We start from the raw sequence: 23,217 nt of genomic DNA on the forward strand, positions 1-23,217 counted from the left end.
AGAAAAAGGTGTCGCTTACACGTTGAACAGGAAGTTCATCACGTCGCCGTCGTGCACGACGTATTCCTTGCCTTCGGCGCGCATCTTGCCGGCTTCCTTCGCGCCGGTTTCGCCCTTGTACTGGATGTAGTCGTCGAACGCGATGGTCTGCGCGCGGATGAAGCCGCGCTCGAAGTCGGTGTGGATCGCGCCCGCGGCTTGCGGGGCCGTATCGCCGACATGGATCGTCCACGCGCGCACTTCCTTCACGCCCGCCGTGAAGTACGTCTGCAGGCCGAGCAGCCTGAAGCCCGCGCGGATCACGCGGTCGAGGCCCGGCTCGTTCATGCCCATGTCGGCGAGGAACGCGATCTTGTCTTCATCGTCGAGATCGGCGATTTCCGCTTCGATCGCCGCGCACACGGCCACGACCGGCGAGCCCTCGGCTTCGGCGTGCTTGCGCACGGCGTCCAGGTAGGGGTTGTTCTCGAAGCCGTCGTCCTTCACGTTCGCGACGTACATCGTCTTCTTCGCGGTGATCAGGCAGAAGGGCTTGAGGAGCGCCTGTTCGTCCTCGTTCAGGTCGAGTGCGCGCACGGGCAAGGCCTGGTCGAGCTGCGCCCGCACTTTTTCGAGCACGGCGACGAGCTTCGCGGCTTCCTTGTCGTTGCCCGACCTGGCGGCCTTCGAATAGCGCGTGAGCGACTTTTCGACGGTGGCGAGGTCGGCGAGCGCGAGTTCGGTGTTGATGACTTCGATGTCGGAGAGCGGATCGACCTTGCCTGCTACGTGGATCACGTTTTCGTCTTCGAAGCAGCGCACGACGTGCGTAATCGCATCCGTTTCGCGGATGTTCGCGAGGAACTGGTTGCCGAGGCCTTCACCCTTGCTCGCGCCCGCGACCAGACCCGCGATGTCGACGAACTCGACCACGGCCGGCACGACGCGCTCGGGCTTGACGATTTCGGCAAGCGCCTTCAGGCGCTGATCCGGCACTTCGACCACGCCGACGTTGGGCTCGATCGTGCAGAACGGATAGTTTTCGGCCGCGATGCCCGCCTTGGTCAGCGCGTTGAAGAGGGTGGACTTGCCGACGTTAGGCAAGCCGACGATGCCGCATTGGAGGCTCATGTAAATCTCTGCATGTCAGGGTGGTGACGTGCGGCTCGCCGCGCGCGAAGCGCCCGGGGCCGGGCGTCTCGCGAAAGCGGAAGCGGCGGGCGGGGCGGCGCAGGTGGCACGTCGGGGGACGTGACGGGGAGTCACGAAAACCGTAATTGTAACCTCGTCCGGGTAAGGCTTAGCCGCGGGCGTCGCCGCGCCTCCGGGCCGCCTTCCTGCAACGACTTGCTGCGCCGCAACATCGCGCCCGTCCGGCCCGGTCACACAAGCGCCCGCGGCTATAATGCGCGCATGACTGCAAGCAACCAGACCTTTGATGTCGCCGTGATCGGCGGCGGCCTCGTCGGCAAGTCGGCGGCGCTCGCGCTGACCCAGAGCGGCCTGCGCGTGGCGCTGCTCGCGCAGCCGTGCGCGCCACTGCCCGCGGGCGCCGTGTTCGATGCGCGCGTGTACGCCTTTTCGCGCAGTTCGCAGGCGCTGTTCGAGCGGCTGCGGGTCTGGCAGGCCGCCGATGCCGCGCGCCTCACGCCCGTCTACGACATGCGCGTGTTCGGCGACGCTGCGGCGGAGCTGCACTTCTCGGCCTATCAGGCGTCGGTTGCGCAGCTTGCGTGGATTGCCGAGTCGTCGGTCGTCGAGCGCGCGCTCGACGCCGCGCTGCACTTCCAGCCCAATCTCGCGTGGATCGACACGCGTGCACAGACGCTCGACGTGAAATCCGACGCGGCCGTGATCGGCCTCGCCAATGGCCGCACGATCGAAGCCGACCTCGCGATCGGCGCGGACGGCGCGCAGTCGTGGGTGCGTGCGCAGATCGGCTCGAAGGTCGAGCGGCGCGATTACCGGCAAACCGGCGTGGTCGCCAATTTCCGGGCGGAAAAGCCGCACGGCGAAACGGCGTATCAGTGGTTCCGCGAGGGCGAGATCGTCGCCTTGCTGCCGCTGCCGGATCGTCACGTGTCGCTCGTCTGGTCGGCGCAGACCGAACATGCCGACGAACTGCTCAAGCTCGAACCGGCGCAGCTTGCCGCCGAAGTCGAGCGCATCTCGCAAAGCCAGCTGGGCGCGCTCGAATGCGTCACGCCTGCGCGCGGCTTTCCGCTGTCGCTGCAAACCGTCGACCGGCTCGTGGCGCCCCGCGTCGCCCTGGTCGGCGATGCCGCGCATCTGATTCACCCGCTTGCGGGCCAGGGCGTGAACCTCGGCTTGCGCGACATTGCCGCGCTCGTCGACGTGGTCATGAAGAAAGAGGCGTTCCGTGATCTCGGCGACATCGTGCTGCTGCGCCGCTACGAGCGCGGCCGCCGTGAGGACATCCAGAAGCTCGTCGTCGCCACCGACGGCCTGCAGCGGCTCTTCTCGTTGCCCGGCACGCTCGCGCGCGCGGTGCGCAATACCGGTATGGCATTCGTGGGCGCGCAGCCGCTGCTCAAGCGCTGGCTCGTGGCCTCGGCGCTCGGCTAATATCCACGGGCTTTATCGTTCATCTACCGCCCATTTGCCACTCAAGCTGGCATTTCGGTTGCTTGAGGCTCGCTGCAGCTTAGAATGGACGTATTGGCCGCGCCCGCAGCGCATGCCGCTCCGGCCATCCAACGGAACTCTGCGCGCGCCGCCCCTGCGCGGCGCGCCCGAATCAGGAATGCATCCCATGCAAACGCGTATTCGATTTGCCGCGCTCGTGATCGCGGTAGCCACCTCGGCGCTCGGCTGCTCGGCCCAGGCCGACCAGACCACCGACAAGATCAAGTCGGCGCTGCAGACGCGCCTCGGCATCGACGCCAGCGACATCAAGGGCATCACCAAGGCGCCCATGCCGGGCCTTTACGAGATCAACCTCGGCACGCAGATCGTCTACAGCGACGCCAACGGCGACTACGTGCTCAACGGCGAACTCATCGACACCAAGGCGCACCGCAATCTCACCGAGGCGCGCCTGAACGAAATCAACAAGATCGATTTCGCGAAGCTGCCGCTCGAGAACGCGGTCAAGGTCGTGAAGGGCGACGGCAAGCGCAAGATGGCCGTGTTCTCCGACCCGAATTGCCCGTACTGCCATCAGCTCGAAAACACGCTGAAGTCCGTGGACAACGTGACGGTCTACACGTTCCTGTATCCGGTGCTCTCGCCTGATTCGACGGCGAAAGCCAAGCAGATCTGGTGCTCGTCGGACCGCGCGAAGGCGTGGGAGTCGTGGATGGTGGACCGCAAGGCGCCCACCGCAGCCGGCACGTGCGACACGGCCGCCATCGACAGCAATCTCGCGCTCGGCCAGAAGATGAACGTGACCGGCACGCCCACCGTGATCCTCGCAGACGGCACGCGCCTGCCGGGCGCAGTCAGCGCCGACCGGCTCGAACGCGGACTGAACGGCGCGCACTGACGCCTCGCCCGAACCCGCCGGCCGCTTTTGCGGCCGGTGCTTTTTTTGCCCGGCGCTTTTGTCCGTTTTTGTCTGCCGGGCATACTGAATTTGCACTGCAGCGTCTGCTGACCGAATCTCTCACCGATCCCGCCGATGAAGCCGATCCGATACACCATCGTCCCGAAGAATCCCGCCGCGCATCTGTTCGAGGTGACGCTCACCGTGGAAGACCCCGCGCCGGACGGCCAACGCTTCATGCTGCCCGTCTGGATTCCGGGCAGTTACATGGTGCGCGAGTTCGCGCGCAACATCGTCACGCTGCGCGCTTTCAACGACGCGGGCCGCAAGGTGCGCGTGACAAAGACCGACAAGCATTCGTGGCAGGCCGCGCCCGTGAAGGGCGCGCTCACACTGCGCTACGAGGTCTACGCGTGGGACCTGTCGGTGCGCGCGGCGCATCTTGACGACACGGTGGGCTTCTTCAACGGCACGAGCGTGTTTCTCGCGGCGCTCGGCCATGAGGAGGCGCAGCACGCGGTCGATATTCAGCGTCCGGACGGGCACGCGTACCGCCATTGGCGCGTGGGCACGGCGCTCACGGAGGCGCGCGGCACCAAGCGTTACGGCTTCGGCGAATATACGGCCACGAACTACGACGAGCTGATCGATCATCCTGTCACGCTCGGCGAGTTCACGCTCGCGAGCTTCAAGGCGCATGGCGTGCCGCACGACATCGTGATCGCGGGCCGCGTGGTCGCGCTCGACACCGAGCGTCTCGCCGCCGACCTGAAGAAGATTTGCGAGGCGCAGATCGCGCTCTTCGAGCCGCGCACGAAGCGCGCGCCGATGGAGCGCTACGTGTTCATGACGCAAGCCGTGAGCGACGGTTACGGTGGCCTCGAGCATCGCGCATCGACGGCGCTCATCTGCAATCGCACCGACCTGCCGGTGAAGGGCAGGCCGGAGACGTCGGACGGCTATCGCACCTATCTCGGCCTGTGCAGCCACGAATACTTCCACACGTGGAACGTGAAGCGCATCAAGCCGGCGGCGTTCGTGCCGTACGACCTCACGCGCGAGGACTATACGTCGCTGCTGTGGCTGTTTGAGGGCTTCACGTCGTACTACGACGATCTCATGCTCGTGCGCAGCGGGCTCATTTCCACAGACGAATACTTCGGCCTGCTCGGCAAGACGATCGCCGGCGTGCTGCGCGGGGCGGGGCGGCTGAAGCAGAGCGTCGCGGAAAGCTCGTTCGACGCGTGGGTGAAGTACTACCGTCAGGACGAGAACGCGTCGAATGCGATCGTCAGCTACTACACCAAGGGCTCGCTCGTGGCGCTGTCGTTCGACCTCGCGATTCGCGCGCAGACGAACGGCCGCAAATCGCTTGACGACGTCATGCGCCTGCTGTGGCAGCGCCATGGGCGCGACTTCTATCGCGGCAAGCCGGTGGGCGTGGGCGAGGACGATGTCGAGGCGCTGATTGCCGAGGCAACGGGCGTGGAGTTGGGCGCGCTCTTTAGCGACGCCGTGCGCGGCACGCGCGACCTGCCGCTCGCAACGCTGTTCGAGCCGTTCGGCGTGACGCTCGAAGGGGAGCCCGAGCGCGGCGCGAAGCCGTCGCTCGGCGCGCGGCTGCGTGGCGGCGCCGAAGCGACGCTTGCCGTGGTCTACGAAGGCGGCGCGGCCCAGAAGGCGGGCCTGTCGGCTGGCGACACGCTCGTTGCGCTCGACGGCCTGCGCGTGACGGGCTCGAATCTCGACGCGCTGCTTTCGCGCTACCAGCCGGGCACGAAGGTCGAAATCCACGCGTTCCGCCGCGACGAGCTTCGCGTGGCGCGTCTGACCCTCGACGCGCCCGAAGTCGCGCGCTACAAGCTCGCGGCCTCCGACAAGCGTGCGCCCGAGCGCGGCTTGCGCGAGCGCTGGCTGGCGGCGTAAGCCCCGGGGCGGGGCGATTGTTCTATCGCTGCAACGATCCGTCATCGGCGGACTACTTTTTCTGGGCGCAGTAAAAAAACACAATGGCTTCACTCGCGCAACGTTGCGCAACAGAGACCCGAAGGAGCCACCATGACCACGATCCTGCAAATCAATTCCGCCGCCCGCTCGCAAGGCGCCCAGTCGACGCTGCTCGTCAACGAATTGACGGCCAGACTGCAACAATCGAATCCGGGCGCGCAAGTCGTCACGCGTAACCTGCAAGCCGATCCGCTGCCGCACCTCGACGACGCCGTGCTCGGCGCGTTCTTCACGCCGGCCGAGCAGCGCACGCCGGAACAGCAGGCCGTCGCCGCACGCAGCGAAGCGCTGATCGCAGAACTGCAGGCAGCGGACGTCATCGTGATCGGTGCGCCGATGTACAACTTCGGCGTCTCGTCGCAGCTCAAGACGTACTTCGACTGGATCGCGCGTGCCGGCATCACGTTCCGCTACACCGCGAATGGTCCCGAAGGCCTCGTGAACGGCAAGAAGGTGTATGTCGTTTCGGCGCGCGGCGGCAAGTATCAAGGCACCCCGCACGACAGCCAGACGCCGTACCTGAAGTCGTTCCTCGGCTTCCTCGGCATGACCGACGTGAACTTCATCTACGCCGAAGGCCTGAACATGGGCCCGGACGCGGCAAGCGCCGCGCTCGCGGGCGCGCGTGAGGCGATCGCTGCAGCGTAAAGTGCGCGCTTGACGGCTGTTTGACGGCTGTTTGACGGCTGTAAAAGCAAAAACGCCACGAGAGCGATCTCGTGGCGTTTTTCATTACGCGTCCCGTCGTAAGGCTCAAGCGGCTCAAAGGGCTCAAGCGAGCACGAGGCCTTCCTCCGGCAAACGCCAGTCGATCGGCTGGCGGCCGTGCGCCTGCAGATACTCGTTGGCCTGCGCGAAATGCCCGCAGCCGAGAAAGCCCCGATGCGCGGAAAGCGGCGACGGATGCGGCGCTTCCAGCACGCAATGCGCACCCGAAAGCAGCGCGCGCTTGTTCTGCGCGTGCGCGCCCCACAGCATGAACACGAGGTTCTCGTGGCGCGCGGCGAGTTGCTGGATCAGCGTGTCGGTGCAGCGCTCCCAGCCGCGCTTCGCGTGGCTCGCGGCGCTCGCGCGCTCGACGGTCAGCACCGTGTTCAGCAGCAGCACGCCCTGGCGCGCCCAGGCGTCGAGACAGCCGTGCGCGGGCGCTTGAATGCCGAGGCTCGCCGCGATCTCCTTGAAGATATTGCGCAGCGAAGGCGGCGGGCGCACCGAGGGCGGCACCGAGAACGCCAGGCCATGCGCCTGCGGCGTGCCTCGATCGTCGCCGTGGTACGGGTCCTGGCCGAGGATCACGACTTTCACTTCGTCCGGCGAGGTGAGGCGCAGCGCGCGGAACACGTCGGCGGGGTAGACGGTCTTGCCGGCGGCGCGCTCGTCGTCGACGAAGCGGCACAGCGGCGCGTAGGCGTCGCTCGCGATGAAAGGCGCGAGCAGCTCGCGCCAGGCGGCGGGCAGCGCGTCGAACTGGTCTTCGAGGCGCGTGATGTCGATGGCGGCCTGCGGCGCGGCGGGTTCGTTGGACATGGCGGGGGCGGGCATAACGGCGTGCGTGCGCTCGGGCGCCGGGAATTCGTCGGCGCCGAACAGCGAGAAGATCGTGATCTGGCGCGGGTCGATTTCGGGCAGCGGCGGCTCGTCGAGCGTGGCTTGCGCTGCGTCGGACAGAAAGTCGTCGAACAGCGAGGCTTGCACCGGCATCGCGACGCGCGGGCGTTTCGTGGAGGTCATGGGCGGCAAGTGTCGCAGCAATTGCGCGGCGATTCAATCCGGCGCGAGCGCGGCTGGGCGGCCTTTTGCGGCATCGGTGCTGATGTTGCAACTAACAGCACTTTTTTCGCGCTTTCCTCGAGAGTTTGGGCGGGTTTGTGCGGCACGCCGAAGCCGCGCCGCGTCGTTCTCAGCCTTCGCGCAGCGTGTATCCGCGCTGGGCTTTGCTGATGTCGTCCGGCGCCAGGCCTGGTAGCGCTCGCGCAAGTTCCGCCGCGAGCGTGTGCAATGCCGCTTCGTCGCCCGATTTCAGTTCGAGTTCGATTTCGCAGATAGGCGTGCGTCGCGTTTCGCCGTTCACTTCCGCGGTGACTTCGCCCTGATCGATGGCCGCTTCCACCTGCGCGCCGTCGACTTCGAGCGTCCACAGCGTGCGCGTGAAGTCGGTGCGAAAGAGCGGGATCAGGTTCGCGGCGGCATCGGAGAGCGCGGTCGAAACACCGGCTTCATCGCACTCGTGCAGCAGCTTTTCGATTTCGAGCGCTTCGCCCGTCACCGGCATTTCCCACTCATGCCGCGCGTGCAGCCCGTTTTGCGCCACACCCACCGTTTTGAACGTCTGCAGCCAGCCCGCGGGCGCGCGGCGCAGGCGCAGCGCGCTCTTTGCGCGCGCGAGCGCGAGCGCCGGCGTGTCGAAGTAGATGTTTTCGAGCCGGATGGCGTGACCCGGCTTGCCGGCGCGCGTCTCTAAGAGACGCAGCGCCGCGTCCACCTGGTCGCGCGGCAGCGCGAGCTTGATTTCGCGTTCGATACCCATGGTGCCGCGCGTTCAGAAGAACATGCGGGCGAGTTCCGCGCCCGGCTGCTCTGCGCGCATGAACGCCTCGCCCACGAGGAACGTGTGCACGGAAAGCGCGCGCATCTTCTCGACGTCCGCACGCGAGAGAATGCCCGACTCGGTCACGACGATGCGGTCTTCAGGCACGTCGTCGAGCATGCCGATGGTCGTATCCAGCGTGGTTTCGAAGGTGCGCAGATTGCGATTGTTAATGCCGATGAGCGGCGTCTTCAGCGTGAGCGCGTGCGTGAGTTCCGCGCGGTCGTGCACTTCGACGAGCACCGCTAGACCGAGCGAATGCGCAAGCGCTTCGAGGTCGCGCATTTCGCCGGGCTGGAGCGCGGCGGCGATCAGCAGGATCGCGTCCGCGCCCATCGCGCGGGCTTCGACGACCTGGTACGGATCGACGATGAAGTCCTTGCGCAGCACCGGCAAGTTGCACGCGGCGCGCGCGGCTTCGAGGTACGCGGCGCTGCCCTGGAAGAACTGTACGTCGGTCAGCACGGAGAGGCAGGCCGCGCCGCCTTCGGCGTACGAGCGCCCGATTTCGGCGGGCTGGAAGTTTTCGCGCAGCACGCCCTTCGACGGACTTGCTTTCTTCACTTCGGCGATCACGGCGGCCTGGCCGTTGTCGTGCTTCGCGCGCAATGCGCCGACGAAATCGCGCAGGTCGCGCGTGCTCGCCTGCAGACGCAGTTCTTCGAGCGGGGCGCTCTGCTCGGCGGCGCGCACTTCTTCGCGCTTGACCGCGATGATCTTTTCGAGGATGTCACTCATGATGTTCGGAGGCAAAAAAACGGTGCTGGATCAGCGTTTGAACTGTTGCGTGAAGCGTACCAGTTCGTCGACTTTGGCGCGCGCGCGGCCGCTGGCGAGCGTTTCACGCGCGAGCGCTATGCCGTCGGCGATCGAGTCCGCGACGTTGGCGCAATAGAGCGCCGTGCCCGCGTTCAGCGCGACGATCTCGCGCGCGGTGCCAGCCTCGTTCGAGAGCGCGCCGAGCAGCATCGCCTTCGACTCGTCGGCGTTTTCGACCTTGAGCGAACGGTTCGAGACCATCTGCATGCCGAAGTCTTCGGGGTGGATCTCGTACTCGCGAATCTGGCCGTCCTTCAGTTCGCCGACGAGCGTGGCCGCGCCGAGCGAGACTTCGTCCATGCCGTCCTTGCCGTACACCACGCACACGTGTTTTGCGCCAAGCCGCTCCATTACGCGCACCTGGATGCCGACGAGGTCCGGATGAAACACGCCCATCAGCTGATTGGGCGCGCCGGCCGGATTCGTGAGCGGCCCGAGGATGTTGAAGATCGTGCGCACGCCCAACTCACGGCGCACGGCGGCGATGTTCTTCATCGCGGGATGGTGGTTGGGCGCGAACATGAAGCCCATGCCCGTTTCGGCGATCGAGGCGGCCACCTGGTCCGGCTGCAGGTCGATGTTCACGCCGAGCGCTTCGAGCACGTCCGCGCTGCCCGACTTGCTGGAGACGCCCCGGTTGCCGTGCTTCGCGACCTTCGCGCCGGCTGCCGCGACCACGAACATCGAAGCCGTGGAGATATTGAAGGTGTGCGAGCCGTCGCCGCCCGTGCCGACGATGTCGATGAAGTTCGAGTTGTCCTTCACCTCGACGTGCTTCGCGAACTCGCGCATCACCGTCGCGGCGGCGGTGATCTCGCCGATGGTTTCCTTCTTCACGCGCAGGCCGGTGATGATGGCGGCCGACAGCACGGGCGAAAGCTCGCCGCGCATGATGAGGCGCATGAGGTGGAGCATCTCGTCGTGAAAAATCTCGCGATGCTCGATCGTGCGCTGGAGCGCTTCCTGCGGGGTGATCATGATGTTCGTCTCCGTATCAAGCGCTTTTGGTTTGCTTCAGGAAATTCTCGAACAGCGCGTGGCCGTGCTCCGAGAGAATCGATTCCGGATGGAACTGCACGCCTTCCACCGCAAGCTCGCGGTGACGCACGCCCATGATTTCGCCGTCGTCGGTCCAGGCCGACACTTCGAGGCAGTCCGGCAGCGACTCGCGCTCGATGGCGAGCGAGTGATAACGCGTGACGTTGAAGTGCTTCGGCAGGTCGGCGAACACGCCTTTGCAGTCGGTTTCGATCTGGCTCACCTTGCCGTGCATGATGGTCTTTGCACGCACGACGCGCCCGCCGAACGCTTCGCCAATCGCCTGATGGCCGAGGCACACGCCGAGAATCGGCGTCTTGCCTGCGAATTCGCGCAGCACCTCGAGCGTGATGCCCGCGTGCTGCGGGTTGCTCGGTCCGGGTGAGAGGCAGATGCGCGCGGGGTTGAGCTTCGCGATTTCGTCGATGGTGATTTCGTCGTTGCGGTACGTGTGAACGTCTTCGCCGAGCTCGCCGAAGTACTGGACGATGTTGTAGGTAAACGAATCGTAGTTGTCGATCATGAGCAACATGGTCTTTTCTCCGCTCAGAAGTCGCTGTCGAGGCCGTCCTGCACCTGCTCGGCGGCGCGCAGCACGGCGCGCGCCTTGTTCTCGGTTTCCTGCCATTCGGACTCGGGCACCGAATCGGCAACCACGCCCGCGGCCGCCTGCACATACAGATTGCCGTTGTGGATGAGGCCGGTGCGGATCGCGATGGCCAGGTCCATCTCGCCGTTGAACGAAAGGTAGCCGACCGCGCCGCCGTAGAGCCCGCGCTTCACTGGCTCCAGTTCGTCGATCAGTTCCATCGCACGAACCTTCGGCGCGCCCGAGAGCGTGCCGGCCGGGAAGGTGGCGCGCAGGACGTCGAAATTGTTCATGCCGGGCTTGAGCTTGCCTTCCACCGAACTCACGATGTGCTGCACGTGCGAGTACTTCTCGATGATCATCTTGTCGGTGACGGCCACCGAGCCGATCTCGGCGATGCGGCCCACGTCGTTGCGCGCGAGGTCGATCAGCATGACGTGTTCGGCGATTTCCTTCGGGTCGTTGAGCAGTTCGGTCGCGAGTTCGGCGTCGCGCTCGGGCGTGTTGCCGCGCGGCCGCGTGCCCGCGAGCGGACGGATCGTCACGATGCGGTCCTCGCCGCGCTTTTCCTGGCGCACGAGAATTTCCGGCGACGCGCCCACCACGTGGAATTCGCCGAAGTTGTAGTAGTACATGTACGGCGACGGGTTGAGCGAGCGCAGCGCACGGTAGAGCGAGAGCGGATTGTCGCGATACGGCTTGCTGAGGCGCTGGCCCACTTGCACCTGCATCAGCTCGCCCGCCGCGATGTATTCCTTCGCCTTGCGCACGGCGGCAAGGTAATCGTCCTTCTTGAATTCGCGGAAGGTTTCGGTACGCACGCTCGCCGAGGTCACCGGCGGCTGCACGGTGGTGCGCAGGCGCTGCTTGAGTTCGCGCAGGCGGTGCTTCGCCTTGGTGTAGGCCTCGGGCGTTTGCGGATCGGCGTAGACGATCAGATACAGCTTGCCCGCGAGATTGTCGATGACCGCGACTTCTTCGGTCAGCAGCAACTGGATGTCGGGCAGGCCGAGGTCGTCGGTCGGGCAGGTATCGGCGAGCTTCTTCTCGATATAGCGCACCGCGTCGTAGCCGAAGTAGCCCGCGAGACCGCCGCAGAAACGCGGCAGGCCCGGACGCTGCGCGACCTTGAAACGCGCCTGGTACTTCGCGATGAATTCGAGCGGATCGCTGTCATGCGTCTCGATCACCTGGCCGTCGCGCACGACCTCCGAGACGCCGTTGCGCGTGCGGATCAGCGAGCGCGCCGGCAGGCCGATGAACGAGTAGCGCCCGAAGCGCTCGCCGCCCACCACGGACTCCAGCAGGAAAGAATTGGCGCCGCCGCGCTCCGGCTGCGCGAGCTTGAGATACAGCGAGAGCGGCGTTTCGAGATCGGCGAGCGCTTCGGCGATCAGCGGGATGCGGTTGTAGCCCTCGTTGGCGAGGGACTGAAATTCGAGTTCGGTCATGTTCCGATCCTGTTCGTGCTGCCAGTCGCGGCGGGTGCGGGCCCAGTGCGGCTCAAAACGGGGCGCGCGGTGAGCGCGAGGCGTTTGTTTTTGAGTGCTTGATGACCGCTGGCGCTCGCTCGTGCGGCCCGAGGTCGCGCTGATGATCAAGCGCTTGCCGGGCCGGCGTGCAGTACATCGACGGAAGGTGAAGCGTAGCCGCTCGCGCCTCGCGCACCTCGCCGCGAACGGCGAAACGACACACAAGGACAACGAAAGCCAACGGCCAGACCAGCCGACGGGTTACTGCAACAGTTTAGAGTCGAGACACGCGCGAGTGCGCAGCGAAGTAAAAAACGGTGCTGAAGACAATCTTCAGCGAACCTCGGGTGAGGTTAGCGCGACCAGCGACGCCAGGGCCAGGCTCCCCGGTCGATCGTGCTCAGACTCCGTTTTTTATTCAGAAACATGAGGATAGTTGACGTTCAGTTGAGAACTTAAGTCAGATCATTGTGCGCTGCGACCGCCTTGGCGGCGTCGAACAGCGAGGCAACTATACCATCCGATTCAATTTTTTGTACAGGTTGGCCGTGGTTGTAGCCGTAGGGCACCGTGAGCGTGGCCATGCCGGCCGCGCGGCCCGCAATCGCATCGTTCTCCGAATCGCCGATCGCCACCGCAGCCGTGGGCTTCACACCGAGGCGCTCGCAGGCCGTGAGCATCGGCAGCGGGTCGGGCTTCTTCTTCGCCAGACTGTCGCCGCCGATCACGACTTCGAAGTAGCGGGCCAGGCCGTATTGCTGCAGAAGCTCAACGGCGAAGCGGTGCGGTTTGTTGGTCACGCACGCGAGCTTGATGCCCTGGTCGCGCAGCGCAGCGAGGCCCGCTTCGACGTCCGGGTACAGATGCGTGTGGCGGCCGTTGATCTTCGCGTACTCATCCTGGTAGAGCGCGAGCGCTTCGTCGAAGCGCGCCTCCACGTTGTCCGCGGGAAAGCGCGGCGCGAGCACGCTGCGGATCAGGTGCTCCGAGCCCTTGCCCACGTACCCCATCACTTCCTCGCGCGTGGTTTCCTCGGCGTCGAGCTGCGCGAGCATGCCGTTCAGTCCGGCGGCGAAGTCGTCGGCGGTATCGACCATCGTGCCGTCGAGGTCGATCAGCGCCGCTTCGATGCGCGGCGCGGTGAACTTGGGGGCGTTCATTTTGCGTTTGCAGCGCTTGTTGCGGTCGCGAGCTGCGCGCGCATCTCGTCGATCACGGTCTTGTAGTCCGGCTTGCCGAAGATCGCCGAGCCTGCCACGAAGGTGTCCGCGCCAGCCGCCGCGATTTCGGCGATGTTGTCGACCTTCACGCCACCGTCCACTTCGAGGTGGATTTCGCGGCCCGTGCGCGCCGTGTAGGCGTCGATCTTCGCGCGCGCCTCGCGCAGCTTGTTGAGCGCCTCGGGAATGAACGACTGGCCGCCGAAGCCCGGATTCACCGACATGATGAGCACGAGGTCGAGCTTGTCCATCACGTGGTCGAGGTAGTTCAGCGGCGTGGCGGGGTTGAACACGAGGCCCGCCTTGCAGCCGTGGTCACGGATCAGCGAGAGCGTGCGGTCGATGTGGTCCGAGCCTTCCGGGTGGAAGCTGATGAGGTTCGCGCCGGCCTTGGCGAAATCGGGCACGATGCGGTCGACCGGGCGCACCATCAGATGCACGTCGATGGGCACGCTCACGTGCGGGCGGATTGCCTCGCACACCAGCGGGCCGATGGTGAGGTTCGGCACGTAATGGTTATCCATCACGTCGAAGTGGATCCAGTCGGCGCCGGCAGCGACGACGTTGCGGACTTCCTCGCCAAGACGCGCGAAGTCGGCGGAGAGAATGCTGGGGGCGATGCGGAATTGCGTCATGGCGGCAATCGGGAAACGGTCGGAAAAACCGTATTTTACCGTCAGTAGGAGAGCCTTTCGCGGCGGGTGCCGCGGGCCGCGCCGGGTTGCGGGTGCCCGTTGCATCAAGCAGAATGCCAAACCATGTGCCGCGCCTCGCGGCGCGCTCGCGAGCGCCTTGCCGCGCGGGCGTCTCAGTCAACGGACTCAGCAGCCGCACCCGGGCGAATGGAACAAGGATGAGCCAGTACGAATTCAGCGTGACGTCGCAGGTGCGCTACCTGCCCGAAGAATCGGACCCGGAGCGCCGGCAATATGCCTTCGCGTATACGCTGACCATTCGCAATACCGGTCAGGTGGGCGCCCAGCTGATCGCGCGCCACTGGGTGATCACCGACAGCGAAAATCACGTGCAGGAAGTGAAGGGGCTGGGCGTGGTTGGCCATCAGCCGCTTCTGAAGCCGGGCGAGCAGTTCGAGTACACGAGCTGGGCCGTGATTGCGACCCCGGTGGGCACCATGCGCGGCGAGTACTTCTGTGTCGCCGAGGACGCCGAGCGCTTCGAGGCGCCCGTACCCGAATTCGTGCTGCGCATGCCGCGCACACTGCATTGAACCGCCGCGGGAATTCGGGGTCTGCTAGTCCTGACGCCGATCGTCGCGCGCGGCTTGCTTCTTCCTGCCCGACGCGGTCCACACAACGATGAAAATCAGCAGGAACAGCGCAAGGAGCGCTTCCAGACCAAACATGAGCATCGGGTATTCGTCGAGCAGTTCTGACATGGCGGCATCCATCGAGAGCCAATATTGTAGGCGTGATTTTGACGTCGATTCCGGTCTCGATGTCCCGGTGATGCCGGGATTCACAAAGATGCGATATTGCGCGGGGTCGGCGCTTCGGCGTGGGAGGAGCCGCCTGGGCCTCCGGTTAGGCGGCTGGTTGGGCGCTGCTTCACTGGCGGCTTTGCTTGCCGCATGCGGCGGCCCGAGCTACGTGCACAACGTGCCGCCCAAGGGCACGCCCACGCTGCCCTCGCAGCTCGCCGCGCAACGCCTCACACCGGTCGGCTGGCAGCAGGTGCCGGGCTGGCAGGATGACTCGCTGATCGGCGTGACCGCGGCGCTGCGCGCGAACTGCACGCGCCTCGCGCGCGATCCTCGCTGGCAGCGCGCGTGCTCGGCGGCCTCGCAGCTCGACGACCTGGACGCCTCGAGCGCACGTACATTCTTCGAAACGTATTTCACGCCCTATCAGTTCGCCAACAACGACGGCACGCTCGACGGCCTCGTGACCGGCTACTACGAACCGCTGCTGCACGGTTCGCGCACGCGTCACGGCATCTATCAGACCGCGCTGTATCGCTGGCCGTCCGGCTATCGTCCGGGTGCCGCGATGCCGCCGCGCGCGCAGCTCGAACGTTCGGGCGTGCTGGGCGGCAACGAACTCGTGTGGGTGGACGATCCGATCGAAGCGTTCTTCCTGCAGGTGCAGGGCTCCGGGCGCGTCGTGATGGAAGACGGCAGCGTGATGCGCGTGGGCTTTGGCGGCACCAACAACCAGCCGTACAAATCGATCGGGCGCTGGCTGCTCGACCGCGGCGAACTCACGCCCGCGCAGGCGACCATGCAGGGCATCAAGGCATGGGCGCGCGCGAACCCGACGCGCGTGGACGCACTCCTCGACACCAATCCGCGCTTCGTGTTTTTCCGCGAGATGGCGGGCTCCGAAGGCGATGCGCAGGGCGGCGCGGATGGCCCGATCGGTGCGCTCGGCGTGCCGCTCACGCCGGAACGCTCGATTGCCGTCGATCCGTCGTCGATCCCGCTTGGCACGCCGGTGTTTCTTCAGACCACGCGCCCGCTCACGAATACGCCGCTCAACCGGCTCGTGTTCGCGCAGGACACGGGCACGGCGATCAAGGGCGGCGTGCGCGCCGACTACTTCTGGGGCCTCGGCGACGATGCCGGCGACCTGGCCGGCAAGATGAAGCAGGGCGGCCGCATGTGGCTGCTGTTCCCGAACTCGTGATCGTGGTGGCGCCTGCGCCGCGCACGTGAAGCGAAAAAGCCGGCGCTTGCCGGCTTTTTCTTTTGCTGCGCGCTGCGAGCCGCGGTTACTTCGGCCGCTTGTCGATGACTCGCCGGGCCTTGCCAACCGAGCGCTCAATGCCGTTCACTTCGAGCACGTTCACCTTGCATGTGACGCCGATCAGCGCCTTGATGTCATAAGCGAGCGCCTTGCTGGCCGCGTCGAGCGCGCCGTAATCGGGCGCGGTTTCCGGGCACGGTTCGCAGTTGAGCGACATCACGTCCATCGGACCTTCCTTCGTCAGGACGATCTGATAGTGCGGTGCGAGCGCCGGCTGCTTGAGCAGCAGTTCCTCGATCTGCGTGGGAAACACGTTCACGCCGCGGATGATCAACATGTCGTCCGAGCGGCCCGTGATCTTTTCCATGCGGCGCATGGTGCGCGCCGTACCGGGCAAGAGACGCGTGAGGTCGCGCGTGCGGTAACGGACGATGGGCAGCGCTTCCTTCGTGAGCGAGGTGAAGACGAGCTCGCCCAATTCGCCGTCGGGCAGCACTTCGCCGGTTTCCGGGTCGATGATCTCGGGGTAGAAGTGGTCTTCCCAGATCGTCGGGCCGTCTTTCGTCTCCGCGCACTCCGAGGCGACGCCCGGGCCCATCACTTCCGAAAGACCGTAGATGTCGACGGCCGTGATGCCCATGCGCTGCTCGATGGCCTTGCGCATTTCATTGGTCCACGGCTCCGCGCCGAAGATGCCGATGCGCAACGAACAGGTGGCCGGATCAATGCCCTGGCGCTCCATTTCGTCGGCGATGGCGAGCATGTAGCTCGGCGTGACCATGATGATGTCGGGACGGAAGTCCTGGATCAGCTGGACCTGCTTCTCGGTCTGGCCGCCGCCAAACGGAATGACGGTGAGACCCGCGCGCTCCGCGCCGTAGTGCGCGCCAAGGCCGCCCGTAAAGAGTCCATAGCCATAGCTGATGTGCACCTTGTCGCCGCGCCTGGCGCCCGCTGCGCGCACCGAACGCGCGACGAGGTTCGCCCAGGTGTCGATGTCGCGCGCCGTGTAGGCCACTACGGTCGGCTTGCCCGTCGTACCCGACGACGCATGGATGCGCGAAATCTGGTCTTGCGGCACCGCGAACATGCCGAAGGGATAGTTGTCGCGCAGATCCTTCTTCGTAGTGAACGGGAAGCGCGCGAGGTCGGCGAGCGACTGCACCTGGGACGGATGCACGCCCGCTTCGTCGAATTTGCGGCGATAGACCGGCGAATTCTCGTAAGCGTGGTTCAGCGACCATTTCAGACGCTCGAGCTGCAGAGCAGCAAGCTCGTCGCGGCTCGCCTTTTCGATGGGTTCGAGCGACAGCGTGGTACTCATGGGTGTCTCCTGGATCTTAAGAACTTTACTCGTGACGCGTGCGGAATCGAGAAGGGGAAACCCGCTTCACGTTGCGACTGGAATGACATTGCCGCGAATCTGCGCGGACTTGCCTCGGAAAAGCGCGACGGTTTCGCCTGCCCGGTTCGTCACGCGGATGTCGTAGACCCCGTTGCGTCCCGATAGCACCTGTTCGACGGCTTCGGCGGTCAACACCTCGTCGCGCAGGACCGGACGCAGGAACTCGATCGAGCAGCCGGCCGCTACGGTGTTGATGTTGTATGAATTGCACGCGAAGGCGAACGCCGAATCCGCGAGCGAGAAAATCATCCCGCCGTGGCAGGTCTGATGGCCGTTGAGGAACTCGGGCCGCACGGCCATGCGCAGGCGCGCGTAACCAGCGCGCACTTCGAGGAGTTCCATACCGAGCGCGCGAGTGCAGCCGTCGGATTCGTACATCGCTTGCGCGGCCGCGCGAGCGAGTTCGTCGGGCGACAAGCTGTTGTCCTCCGGAAGTTGCGAAACTTGCGTGGACATCTCAGCGGCCCTCGAAATGTGGTGCGCGTTTTTCGATGAAGGCCTGGACGCCTTCCGCGTAGTCGTACGAAGCGCCCAGTTCGCGCTGCAGATCGCGTTCGAGATCGAGTTGCTGGTCGAGCGAGTTCGTGGCCGAGGCGCGCAGCGCTTCGCGCGTGGCAACGATGGCGCGCGTGGGTTGCTGCGCGAGGCGCGCGGCGAGCGCGCCGGCCGTTTGCGCGAGTTCCGCGTCGTCGGTCACTTGCCAGACGAGGCCCCAGCTTTCCGCCTTTTCCGCGCTCAGCTTTTCGCCGGTCATGGCGAGCCCGAGCGCGCGCGCCATGCCCACGCGCCTGGGCAGGAACCACGTGCCCCCAGAATCGGGCACGAGGCCGATCTTCACGAACGCCTGGATGAAGCTTGCCGAGCGTGCGGCGAGCACGAGATCGCAGGCGAGGGCGAGATTGGCGCCAGCGCCGGCCGCGGTGCCGTTGACGGCGGCGATCACGGGCATCGGCAGCGCCTGCAGGCGCTTGATCAGCGGATTGAAATGCTCATCGATGAGGTCGCCGAGATCGGTCATCGCACCTGGCGTGAAGTCGAGATCGGCGAGATCCTGGCCCGCGCAGAAGCCGCGGCCCGCGCCCGTCAGCACAAGGGCCCGCGCGCCGGCTGCCGCGACCTCGTCGAGCGCTGCGACAAGCTCGCGGTGCATGGCGCGCGTAAAGCTGTTGAGCTTGTCCGGGCGGTTCAGCGTAATCGTGGCCACCCGGGTGGATGCGTCGATTTCGACGCGGATCGCATCGTAGGGCATCGGTTGTCTCCTTGTCGACCAGAGTTAGCGCTTCAGCGCTTACTCTGGTCCCATGCAAAGCTGTCTGAGACCGCCGAACGCATCGCCCGGCGGCCGGTCGATACTGCGTGCGTTATGCCTCGACGCGTTCGATTGCGAGGGCGATACCCTGGCCGACGCCGATGCACATCGTACAAAGTGCGAAGCGTCCGTTCGTGCGCTCCAGCTGATGGAGCGCCGTCGTCACGAGACGCGCGCCCGAAGCGCCGAGCGGGTGGCCCAGTGCAATCGCGCCGCCATTCGGGTTCACGCGCGGATCGTCGTCGGCAATGCCGAGTGCGCGCAGCACGGCGAGACCTTGCGAGGCGAATGCCTCGTTAAGCTCGATTACGTCGAACTGATCCAGCGTCATGCCGAGCTGCTTGAGCAGCTTTTGCGTAGCGGGCGCCGGGCCGATGCCCATGATGCGCGGTGCGACGCCGGCGGTCGCCATGCCCAGCACGCGCGCGCGGCGCCGCAGGCCATACTGCTTTGCGGTCTCCTCATTGGCGAGCAGCAGCGCGCAGGCGCCGTCGTTGACGCCCGAGGCGTTGCCCGCCGTGACCGTGCCGTCCGGCTTCACGACGCCCTTGAGCTTGCCGAGCGATTCGAGCGAAGTCTCGCGCGGGTGCTCGTCGAGCGTCACGCGCACGGGGTCACCCTTCTTTTGCGCAATTTCGACCGCGACGATTTCCTGCGCAAGCGTGCCGTCCTTCTGCGCGCGGGCCGCTTTGCGCTGGCTGCGCAGCGCGAACGCGTCCTGATCGGCGCGATTGATCCTGAATTCTTCCGCGACGTTTTCCGCCGTTTCCGGCATCGAATCGACACCGTACTGCTGCTTCATCAGCTTGTTGACGAAGCGCCAGCCAATGGTCGTGTCGTAGATGGCCGCTTCGCGCGAAAACGCCGAAGCCGCCTTGCCCATGACGAACGGCGCGCGCGTCATGCTTTCCACGCCGCCTGCGATCATGAGGCGCGCCTCGCCTGCCTTGATCGCGCGCGCCGCACTGCCGACGGCGTCGAGGCCCGAGCCGCACAGGCGGTTGAGTGTGCCGCCCGGCGCGTCGGTCGGCAGGCCCGCGAGCAGCGCGGCCATGCGCGCGACGTTGCGGTTGTCTTCGCCGGCCTGGTTGGCGCAGCCGTAGAGCACGTCGTCGAGCGCGCTCCAGTCCACGCCGGGATTGCGCTCGACGAGCGCGCGGATGGGGACCGCGGCGAGGTCGTCTGCGCGGACGTCCTTGAGGGCGCCGCCGTAGCGGCCGAACGGGGTGCGAATCGCGTCGCAGATATAGGCTTCGGTCATCTCGGGTTCCTGGGGCGCGAGCGCGAAAGTGCGCTCACGCATTGCATGCTAGAGGGATGGGCAATCGGGCGCCATTCGGCTGAGCGGCATGGGCCGATCAGCTGGCAACTGCGGGGACCGCTTTCGGTTCGATGTGAACACGGCTCTGAACCACGCGGAAGCGGTTCGCCACGAAGGCGGCGTCGGCGAGCGCGGCGTTTGCCGCGGGGTTCGCGCCGGTGCCGTGGAAGTCCGAGAACGCCGCCGACTGGTTCACGAACACGCCGCCCGTGAGGTTGATCGAGAGCGCCACACCGCCGGTGATGGCGGCTTCGTGCGCGGCTTCGATCACGGCGTCGTCCGTGCTGTAGACGGAAAGCGTGAGCGCGCCGTGGTCGCGCGCGGTCTCGCCGGCCAGCTTCAGCGACTGGGCCGTCGAATCCGTGGCGATCACGAACGAGATCGGGCCGAACCATTCTCGCGTGAACTGGGCGGCGTCGCGGGCTGCGTCGAGCGAGAGCACGAGCGGTGTGCGCACGCGTGCGCCGGCGAACTGCGGGTGTTCGAGCGTCTGGCTGTCGGCGAGCACGATGCCGAGCTTGCGGGCTTCGTCGATGCGAGCCGTCACGCCTTCGTTCTGGATCGCGCCGAGCACTTCGACGGCACGCGCCGGATCGGCGACGAACTTCTGCACGGCGCCGGCAATTGCCTGGGCGACGGCCTCGAAGCTCACCAGGCCTTCAGCGGTGCGGATGCCGTCGCGCGGCACATAGATGTTCTGCGGGGCGGTGCACATCTGGCCCGAATAAAGGGACAGCGAGAACGCAATGTTGCGGGCGACGGCTTTCAAATCGTCCGCGGAGTCGATCACGATCTGGTTCACGCCGGCCTTTTCCGTGTAGACCTGCGCCTGATGCGCATTGTGCTCGAGCCAGTCGCCGTTTTGCGTGCTGCCCGTGAAGTCGATCAGTTTGATCTCGGGGCGCAGTGCGAGCTGCTGCACGAGTGCGCCGTCGTTGGGATCGGTGGCGAGCAGCGTCACGACGTTCGGATCGAAGCCGGCTTCGCGCAGCACGTCACGCGCAATGCGCACGGTGATCGCGAGCGGCAGGATTGCGCCCGGGTGCGGCTTGACGATGGCCGTGTTGCCCGTCGCCAGATCGGCGAAAAGGCCGGGGTAGCCGTTCCAGGTCGGGAACGTGCAGCAGCCGAGCACGAGGCCGGTGCCGCGCGGCACGATGGTGAAGCGCTTTTGCATCGCGAGGGGCGGGTTCTTGCCCTGCGGCTTTTCCCAGTGCGCGTCGGCGGGAATGCGGCGCAGCTGGTCGTAGGCGTAGGCGACGGCTTCCAGCGCGCGGTCCTGAGCGTGGGGGCCGCCGGCCTGGAAGGCCATCATGAACGCCTGGCCGGTCGTGTGCATCACGCTGAAGGCGATCTCGAAGCTCGCGCGGTTCAAGCGCTCGAGGATCTCGAGGCTCACACCTGCCCATGCTTGCGGGCCGGCGGCGCGCCAGTCGCGCTGGGCTTGCTGCGCGGCTTCGATCAACTGGTCCGGCGTCGACTTCGGATAGCGCGCGCCGAGCGCAAAGCCAAACGGCGAGGCCTCGCTGCCGACGGTTTCGCCCGTCGACGGCTGGTCGAGTTCGAAGGTGCGATTCAGGTGGGCCTTGAACGCGCCTTCGCCATCTGCGCTAGCGGTTTCCCCGTACACTTTGGGGCTAGGCATTTCGGCGAACGGGCTCCAGTAGCCGCGGGTCTCGATGGCGGCAAGCGCTTTTTGAAGCGCGTCCTCATGCTTGGCGAACAGCGAATGTGTCATGGCTCAACGTGGATTGAGAGGTTGGACAGGGCCCGTGTCAATTAATTGACCGACCGGTTGGTTGGCCAATGTTAGCATTAGTCAAAGTTCGGCGTAAAAAATTTTTTTGGGGACTTTCTTTTGATGGAAGGAGAAGTTATGGGGTACGAAAACATCCTGGTCGAGACGCGAGGCAAGGTCGGCCTGATCACGCTGAACCGGCCAAAGGCGCTCAATGCGCTAAACGATGCGCTCATGGACGAACTGGGCGCGGCACTCAAGGCGTTCGACGCCGATGAGGGCGTTGGCGCGATCGTCATCACCGGTAGCGAAAAGGCGTTCGCCGCGGGCGCGGACATCGGGATGATGGCGAGCTACACCTTCATGGACGTGTACAAAGGCGACTACATCACGCGCAACTGGGAAACGATCCGCTCGATTCGCAAGCCGATCATCGCGGCGGTCGCGGGCTTCGCGCTCGGCGGCGGCTGCGAACTGGCCATGATGTGCGACATGATCTTCGCCGCCGATACGGCGAAGTTTGGTCAGCCTGAGATCAAGCTGGGCGTGATTCCGGGCGCGGGTGGTACGCAGCGGTTGCCGCGCGCGGTGTCAAAAGCGAAGGCGATGGACCTGTGCCTGACTGCGCGGATGATGGGCGCGGAAGAGGCGGAGCGCGCCGGGCTCGTATCACGTGTGATTCCTGCGGCAGAGTTGCTGAACGAAACGCTGGCCGCGGCGGCGACCATCTGCGAATTCTCGTTGCCCGCCGTGATGATGGCGAAGGAGTCGGTGAATCGCGCCTACGAGACGACGCTGGCTGAAGGCGTGCACTTCGAGCGCCGGCTGTTCCATTCGCTCTTCGCTTCGGATGATCAAAAGGAAGGGATGGCGGCCTTCGTCGAGAAGCGCAAGCCCGCGTTCAAGAACAAGTAATTGCCTGGGAAATTCGATCGCCGGGAACGGCGATCGAAATTATTTTCGCCACCCCTTGCACGGCGCCGGCGGAGGCGATAAGATTCGCCCCCTTCGCAGTTCGATGTCTCTGACATCAGGGCAGCGAAGGCCGCCGCGGAAACCGGCGGACGCAGGAGTCGGCAGCTTTTTTAAGCGGTGAGCGAAAAAAAGGGGTTGACGAAGCGAAAAAGATTCTTCATAATTTCGTTTCTCTGCTGCTGACGCAGCAACGCAGAAAGAAGCCGGTAGTTGAGTGGTTGTCTGAACGAAACTGCGCGGCGACTTCGCGAACGCTCTTTAAAAATTTACAGCCGATAAGTGTGGGCGCTTGATGCGGTGGCGGCCTGATGTGGTTCTTCGGAGCGATATCGGGAGCAGCAAAAGTATCAAGAGTCTCACACTAAAGTAAGTCAGGTTTTTGAATTTATTCAGAACCTGTCAGCTTTGAGTGAGCGACCGGTCTCGAGAGAGACCGAAAACAGTAACAGGTATTGAACTGAAGAGTTTGATCCTGGCTCAGATTGAACGCTGGCGGCATGCCTTACACATGCAAGTCGAACGGCAGCGCGGGAGCAATCCTGGCGGCGAGT

22 protein-coding genes and 1 rRNA gene are annotated in these 23,217 nt (G+C 65.3%); 8 read left to right on the top strand and 15 right to left on the bottom strand.

What is annotated here, in order from left to right:
- Nucleotides 1-15: 15 nt before the first annotated feature.
- Complete coding sequence (gene ychF, locus M3A49_RS38645) at nt 16-1,110, bottom strand: redox-regulated ATPase YchF (protein ID WP_028208758.1); 1,095 nt, start codon at nt 1,108-1,110, stop codon at nt 16-18.
- 282 nt (nt 1,111-1,392) lie between these two features.
- Here ychF and M3A49_RS38650 point away from each other — a divergent pair, with 282 nt between their 5' ends.
- The 4 genes from M3A49_RS38650 (at nt 1,393) to M3A49_RS38665 (ending at nt 6,139) form a co-directional block, all read left to right on the top strand.
- Entirely contained in the window at nt 1,393-2,565 is a 1,173-nt protein-coding gene (locus M3A49_RS38650; protein WP_266233525.1) for a UbiH/UbiF family hydroxylase, read from the top strand.
- Between the two features lie 187 nt (nt 2,566-2,752).
- Nucleotides 2,753-3,484: a DsbC family protein gene (locus M3A49_RS38655; RefSeq protein ID WP_266233526.1), complete on the top strand. Its 732-nt coding sequence runs from the start codon at nt 2,753-2,755 to the stop codon at nt 3,482-3,484.
- A gap of 135 nt (nt 3,485-3,619) precedes the next feature.
- The gene (locus M3A49_RS38660) at nt 3,620-5,410 is read left to right on the top strand and encodes a M61 family metallopeptidase (RefSeq protein ID WP_266233528.1); all 1,791 of its coding nucleotides are present in this window, start codon (nt 3,620-3,622) and stop codon (nt 5,408-5,410) included.
- Between the two features lie 132 nt (nt 5,411-5,542).
- The gene (locus M3A49_RS38665; RefSeq protein ID WP_254357951.1) at nt 5,543-6,139 is read left to right on the top strand and encodes an FMN-dependent NADH-azoreductase; all 597 of its coding nucleotides are present in this window, start codon (nt 5,543-5,545) and stop codon (nt 6,137-6,139) included.
- A gap of 123 nt (nt 6,140-6,262) precedes the next feature.
- Here M3A49_RS38665 and M3A49_RS38670 read toward each other — a convergent pair whose 3' ends face one another.
- The 8 genes from M3A49_RS38670 to rpe all read right to left on the bottom strand — a co-directional run bounded on the left by M3A49_RS38670 (nt 6,263) and on the right by rpe (nt 13,851).
- Nucleotides 6,263-7,222: a uracil-DNA glycosylase gene (locus tag M3A49_RS38670; RefSeq protein WP_266233529.1), complete on the bottom strand. Its 960-nt coding sequence runs from the start codon at nt 7,220-7,222 to the stop codon at nt 6,263-6,265.
- A gap of 169 nt (nt 7,223-7,391) precedes the next feature.
- Nucleotides 7,392-8,018, bottom strand: coding sequence for a CYTH domain-containing protein (locus M3A49_RS38675; protein WP_266233530.1), 627 nt, complete (start codon nt 8,016-8,018; stop codon nt 7,392-7,394).
- 12 nt (nt 8,019-8,030) lie between these two features.
- Nucleotides 8,031-8,816, bottom strand: coding sequence for an indole-3-glycerol phosphate synthase TrpC (trpC, locus tag M3A49_RS38680; RefSeq protein WP_266233531.1), 786 nt, complete (start codon nt 8,814-8,816; stop codon nt 8,031-8,033).
- 30 nt (nt 8,817-8,846) lie between these two features.
- Nucleotides 8,847-9,878 (bottom strand): anthranilate phosphoribosyltransferase, encoded by a 1,032-nt coding sequence (trpD, locus tag M3A49_RS38685; RefSeq protein ID WP_266233542.1) that lies wholly within the window; start codon nt 9,876-9,878, stop codon nt 8,847-8,849.
- 13 nt (nt 9,879-9,891) lie between these two features.
- Nucleotides 9,892-10,467, bottom strand: coding sequence for an aminodeoxychorismate/anthranilate synthase component II (locus M3A49_RS38690; protein ID WP_028208767.1), 576 nt, complete (start codon nt 10,465-10,467; stop codon nt 9,892-9,894).
- A 14-nt stretch (nt 10,468-10,481) separates the two neighbouring features.
- A complete protein-coding gene (gene trpE / locus M3A49_RS38695; RefSeq protein ID WP_266233532.1) occupies nt 10,482-11,975 on the bottom strand; it encodes an anthranilate synthase component I in 1,494 nt (497 codons plus the stop codon).
- 476 nt (nt 11,976-12,451) lie between these two features.
- The gene (locus tag M3A49_RS38700; RefSeq protein ID WP_266233533.1) at nt 12,452-13,156 is read right to left on the bottom strand and encodes a phosphoglycolate phosphatase; all 705 of its coding nucleotides are present in this window, start codon (nt 13,154-13,156) and stop codon (nt 12,452-12,454) included.
- On the bottom strand, nt 13,153-13,851 hold the full coding sequence (rpe, locus tag M3A49_RS38705) for a ribulose-phosphate 3-epimerase (protein ID WP_266233534.1): 699 nt from the start codon (nt 13,849-13,851) through the stop codon (nt 13,153-13,155). Before rpe ends, M3A49_RS38700 begins: the two co-directional genes overlap by 4 nt.
- 218 nt (nt 13,852-14,069) lie before the next feature.
- Here rpe and apaG point away from each other — a divergent pair, with 218 nt between their 5' ends.
- Nucleotides 14,070-14,444: a Co2+/Mg2+ efflux protein ApaG gene (gene apaG / locus M3A49_RS38710; RefSeq protein WP_254357946.1), complete on the top strand. Its 375-nt coding sequence runs from the start codon at nt 14,070-14,072 to the stop codon at nt 14,442-14,444.
- Between the two features lie 24 nt (nt 14,445-14,468).
- Here apaG and M3A49_RS38715 read toward each other — a convergent pair whose 3' ends face one another.
- Nucleotides 14,469-14,612 carry a hypothetical protein gene (locus tag M3A49_RS38715; protein ID WP_028208772.1) on the bottom strand — a complete coding sequence of 48 codons (144 nt, stop codon included), beginning with the start codon at nt 14,610-14,612 and terminating at the stop codon, nt 14,469-14,471.
- Between M3A49_RS38715 and M3A49_RS38720 the strand changes: the two genes are divergently transcribed.
- Entirely contained in the window at nt 14,578-15,858 is a 1,281-nt protein-coding gene (locus tag M3A49_RS38720; protein ID WP_416339101.1) for a murein transglycosylase A, read from the top strand. The genes M3A49_RS38715 and M3A49_RS38720 overlap by 35 nt on opposite strands.
- An 85-nt stretch (nt 15,859-15,943) precedes the next feature.
- Here the strand turns inward: M3A49_RS38720 and paaK are convergent, their stop codons facing one another.
- From paaK to paaN, 5 genes are all read right to left on the bottom strand, one after another.
- Nucleotides 15,944-17,242 (bottom strand): phenylacetate--CoA ligase PaaK, encoded by a 1,299-nt coding sequence (paaK, locus tag M3A49_RS38725; RefSeq protein ID WP_266233535.1) that lies wholly within the window; start codon nt 17,240-17,242, stop codon nt 15,944-15,946.
- A gap of 66 nt (nt 17,243-17,308) precedes the next feature.
- Nucleotides 17,309-17,779: a hydroxyphenylacetyl-CoA thioesterase PaaI gene (gene paaI / locus M3A49_RS38730; protein WP_266233536.1), complete on the bottom strand. Its 471-nt coding sequence runs from the start codon at nt 17,777-17,779 to the stop codon at nt 17,309-17,311.
- A 1-nt stretch (nt 17,780) separates the two neighbouring features.
- Nucleotides 17,781-18,572, bottom strand: a complete 792-nt coding sequence (paaG, locus tag M3A49_RS38735) for a 2-(1,2-epoxy-1,2-dihydrophenyl)acetyl-CoA isomerase PaaG (protein ID WP_266233537.1) — start codon at nt 18,570-18,572, stop codon at nt 17,781-17,783.
- Nucleotides 18,573-18,684: 112 nt separating this feature from the next.
- Entirely contained in the window at nt 18,685-19,893 is a 1,209-nt protein-coding gene (gene pcaF / locus M3A49_RS38740) for a 3-oxoadipyl-CoA thiolase (RefSeq protein WP_266233538.1), read from the bottom strand.
- A 97-nt stretch (nt 19,894-19,990) separates the two neighbouring features.
- Nucleotides 19,991-21,691 (bottom strand): phenylacetic acid degradation protein PaaN, encoded by a 1,701-nt coding sequence (gene paaN, locus M3A49_RS38745; RefSeq protein WP_266233539.1) that lies wholly within the window; start codon nt 21,689-21,691, stop codon nt 19,991-19,993.
- Between the two features lie 138 nt (nt 21,692-21,829).
- Here paaN and M3A49_RS38750 point away from each other — a divergent pair, with 138 nt between their 5' ends.
- Nucleotides 21,830-22,606, top strand: a complete 777-nt coding sequence (locus M3A49_RS38750; RefSeq protein WP_266233541.1) for an enoyl-CoA hydratase — start codon at nt 21,830-21,832, stop codon at nt 22,604-22,606.
- 514 nt (nt 22,607-23,120) lie between these two features.
- A 16S ribosomal RNA gene (locus M3A49_RS38755) occupies nt 23,121-23,217 on the top strand; the annotation flags it as partial.

This window comes from Paraburkholderia sp. CNPSo 3076, from assembly GCF_026343935.1.
Lineage (GTDB): Bacteria > Pseudomonadota > Gammaproteobacteria > Burkholderiales > Burkholderiaceae > Paraburkholderia > Paraburkholderia nodosa.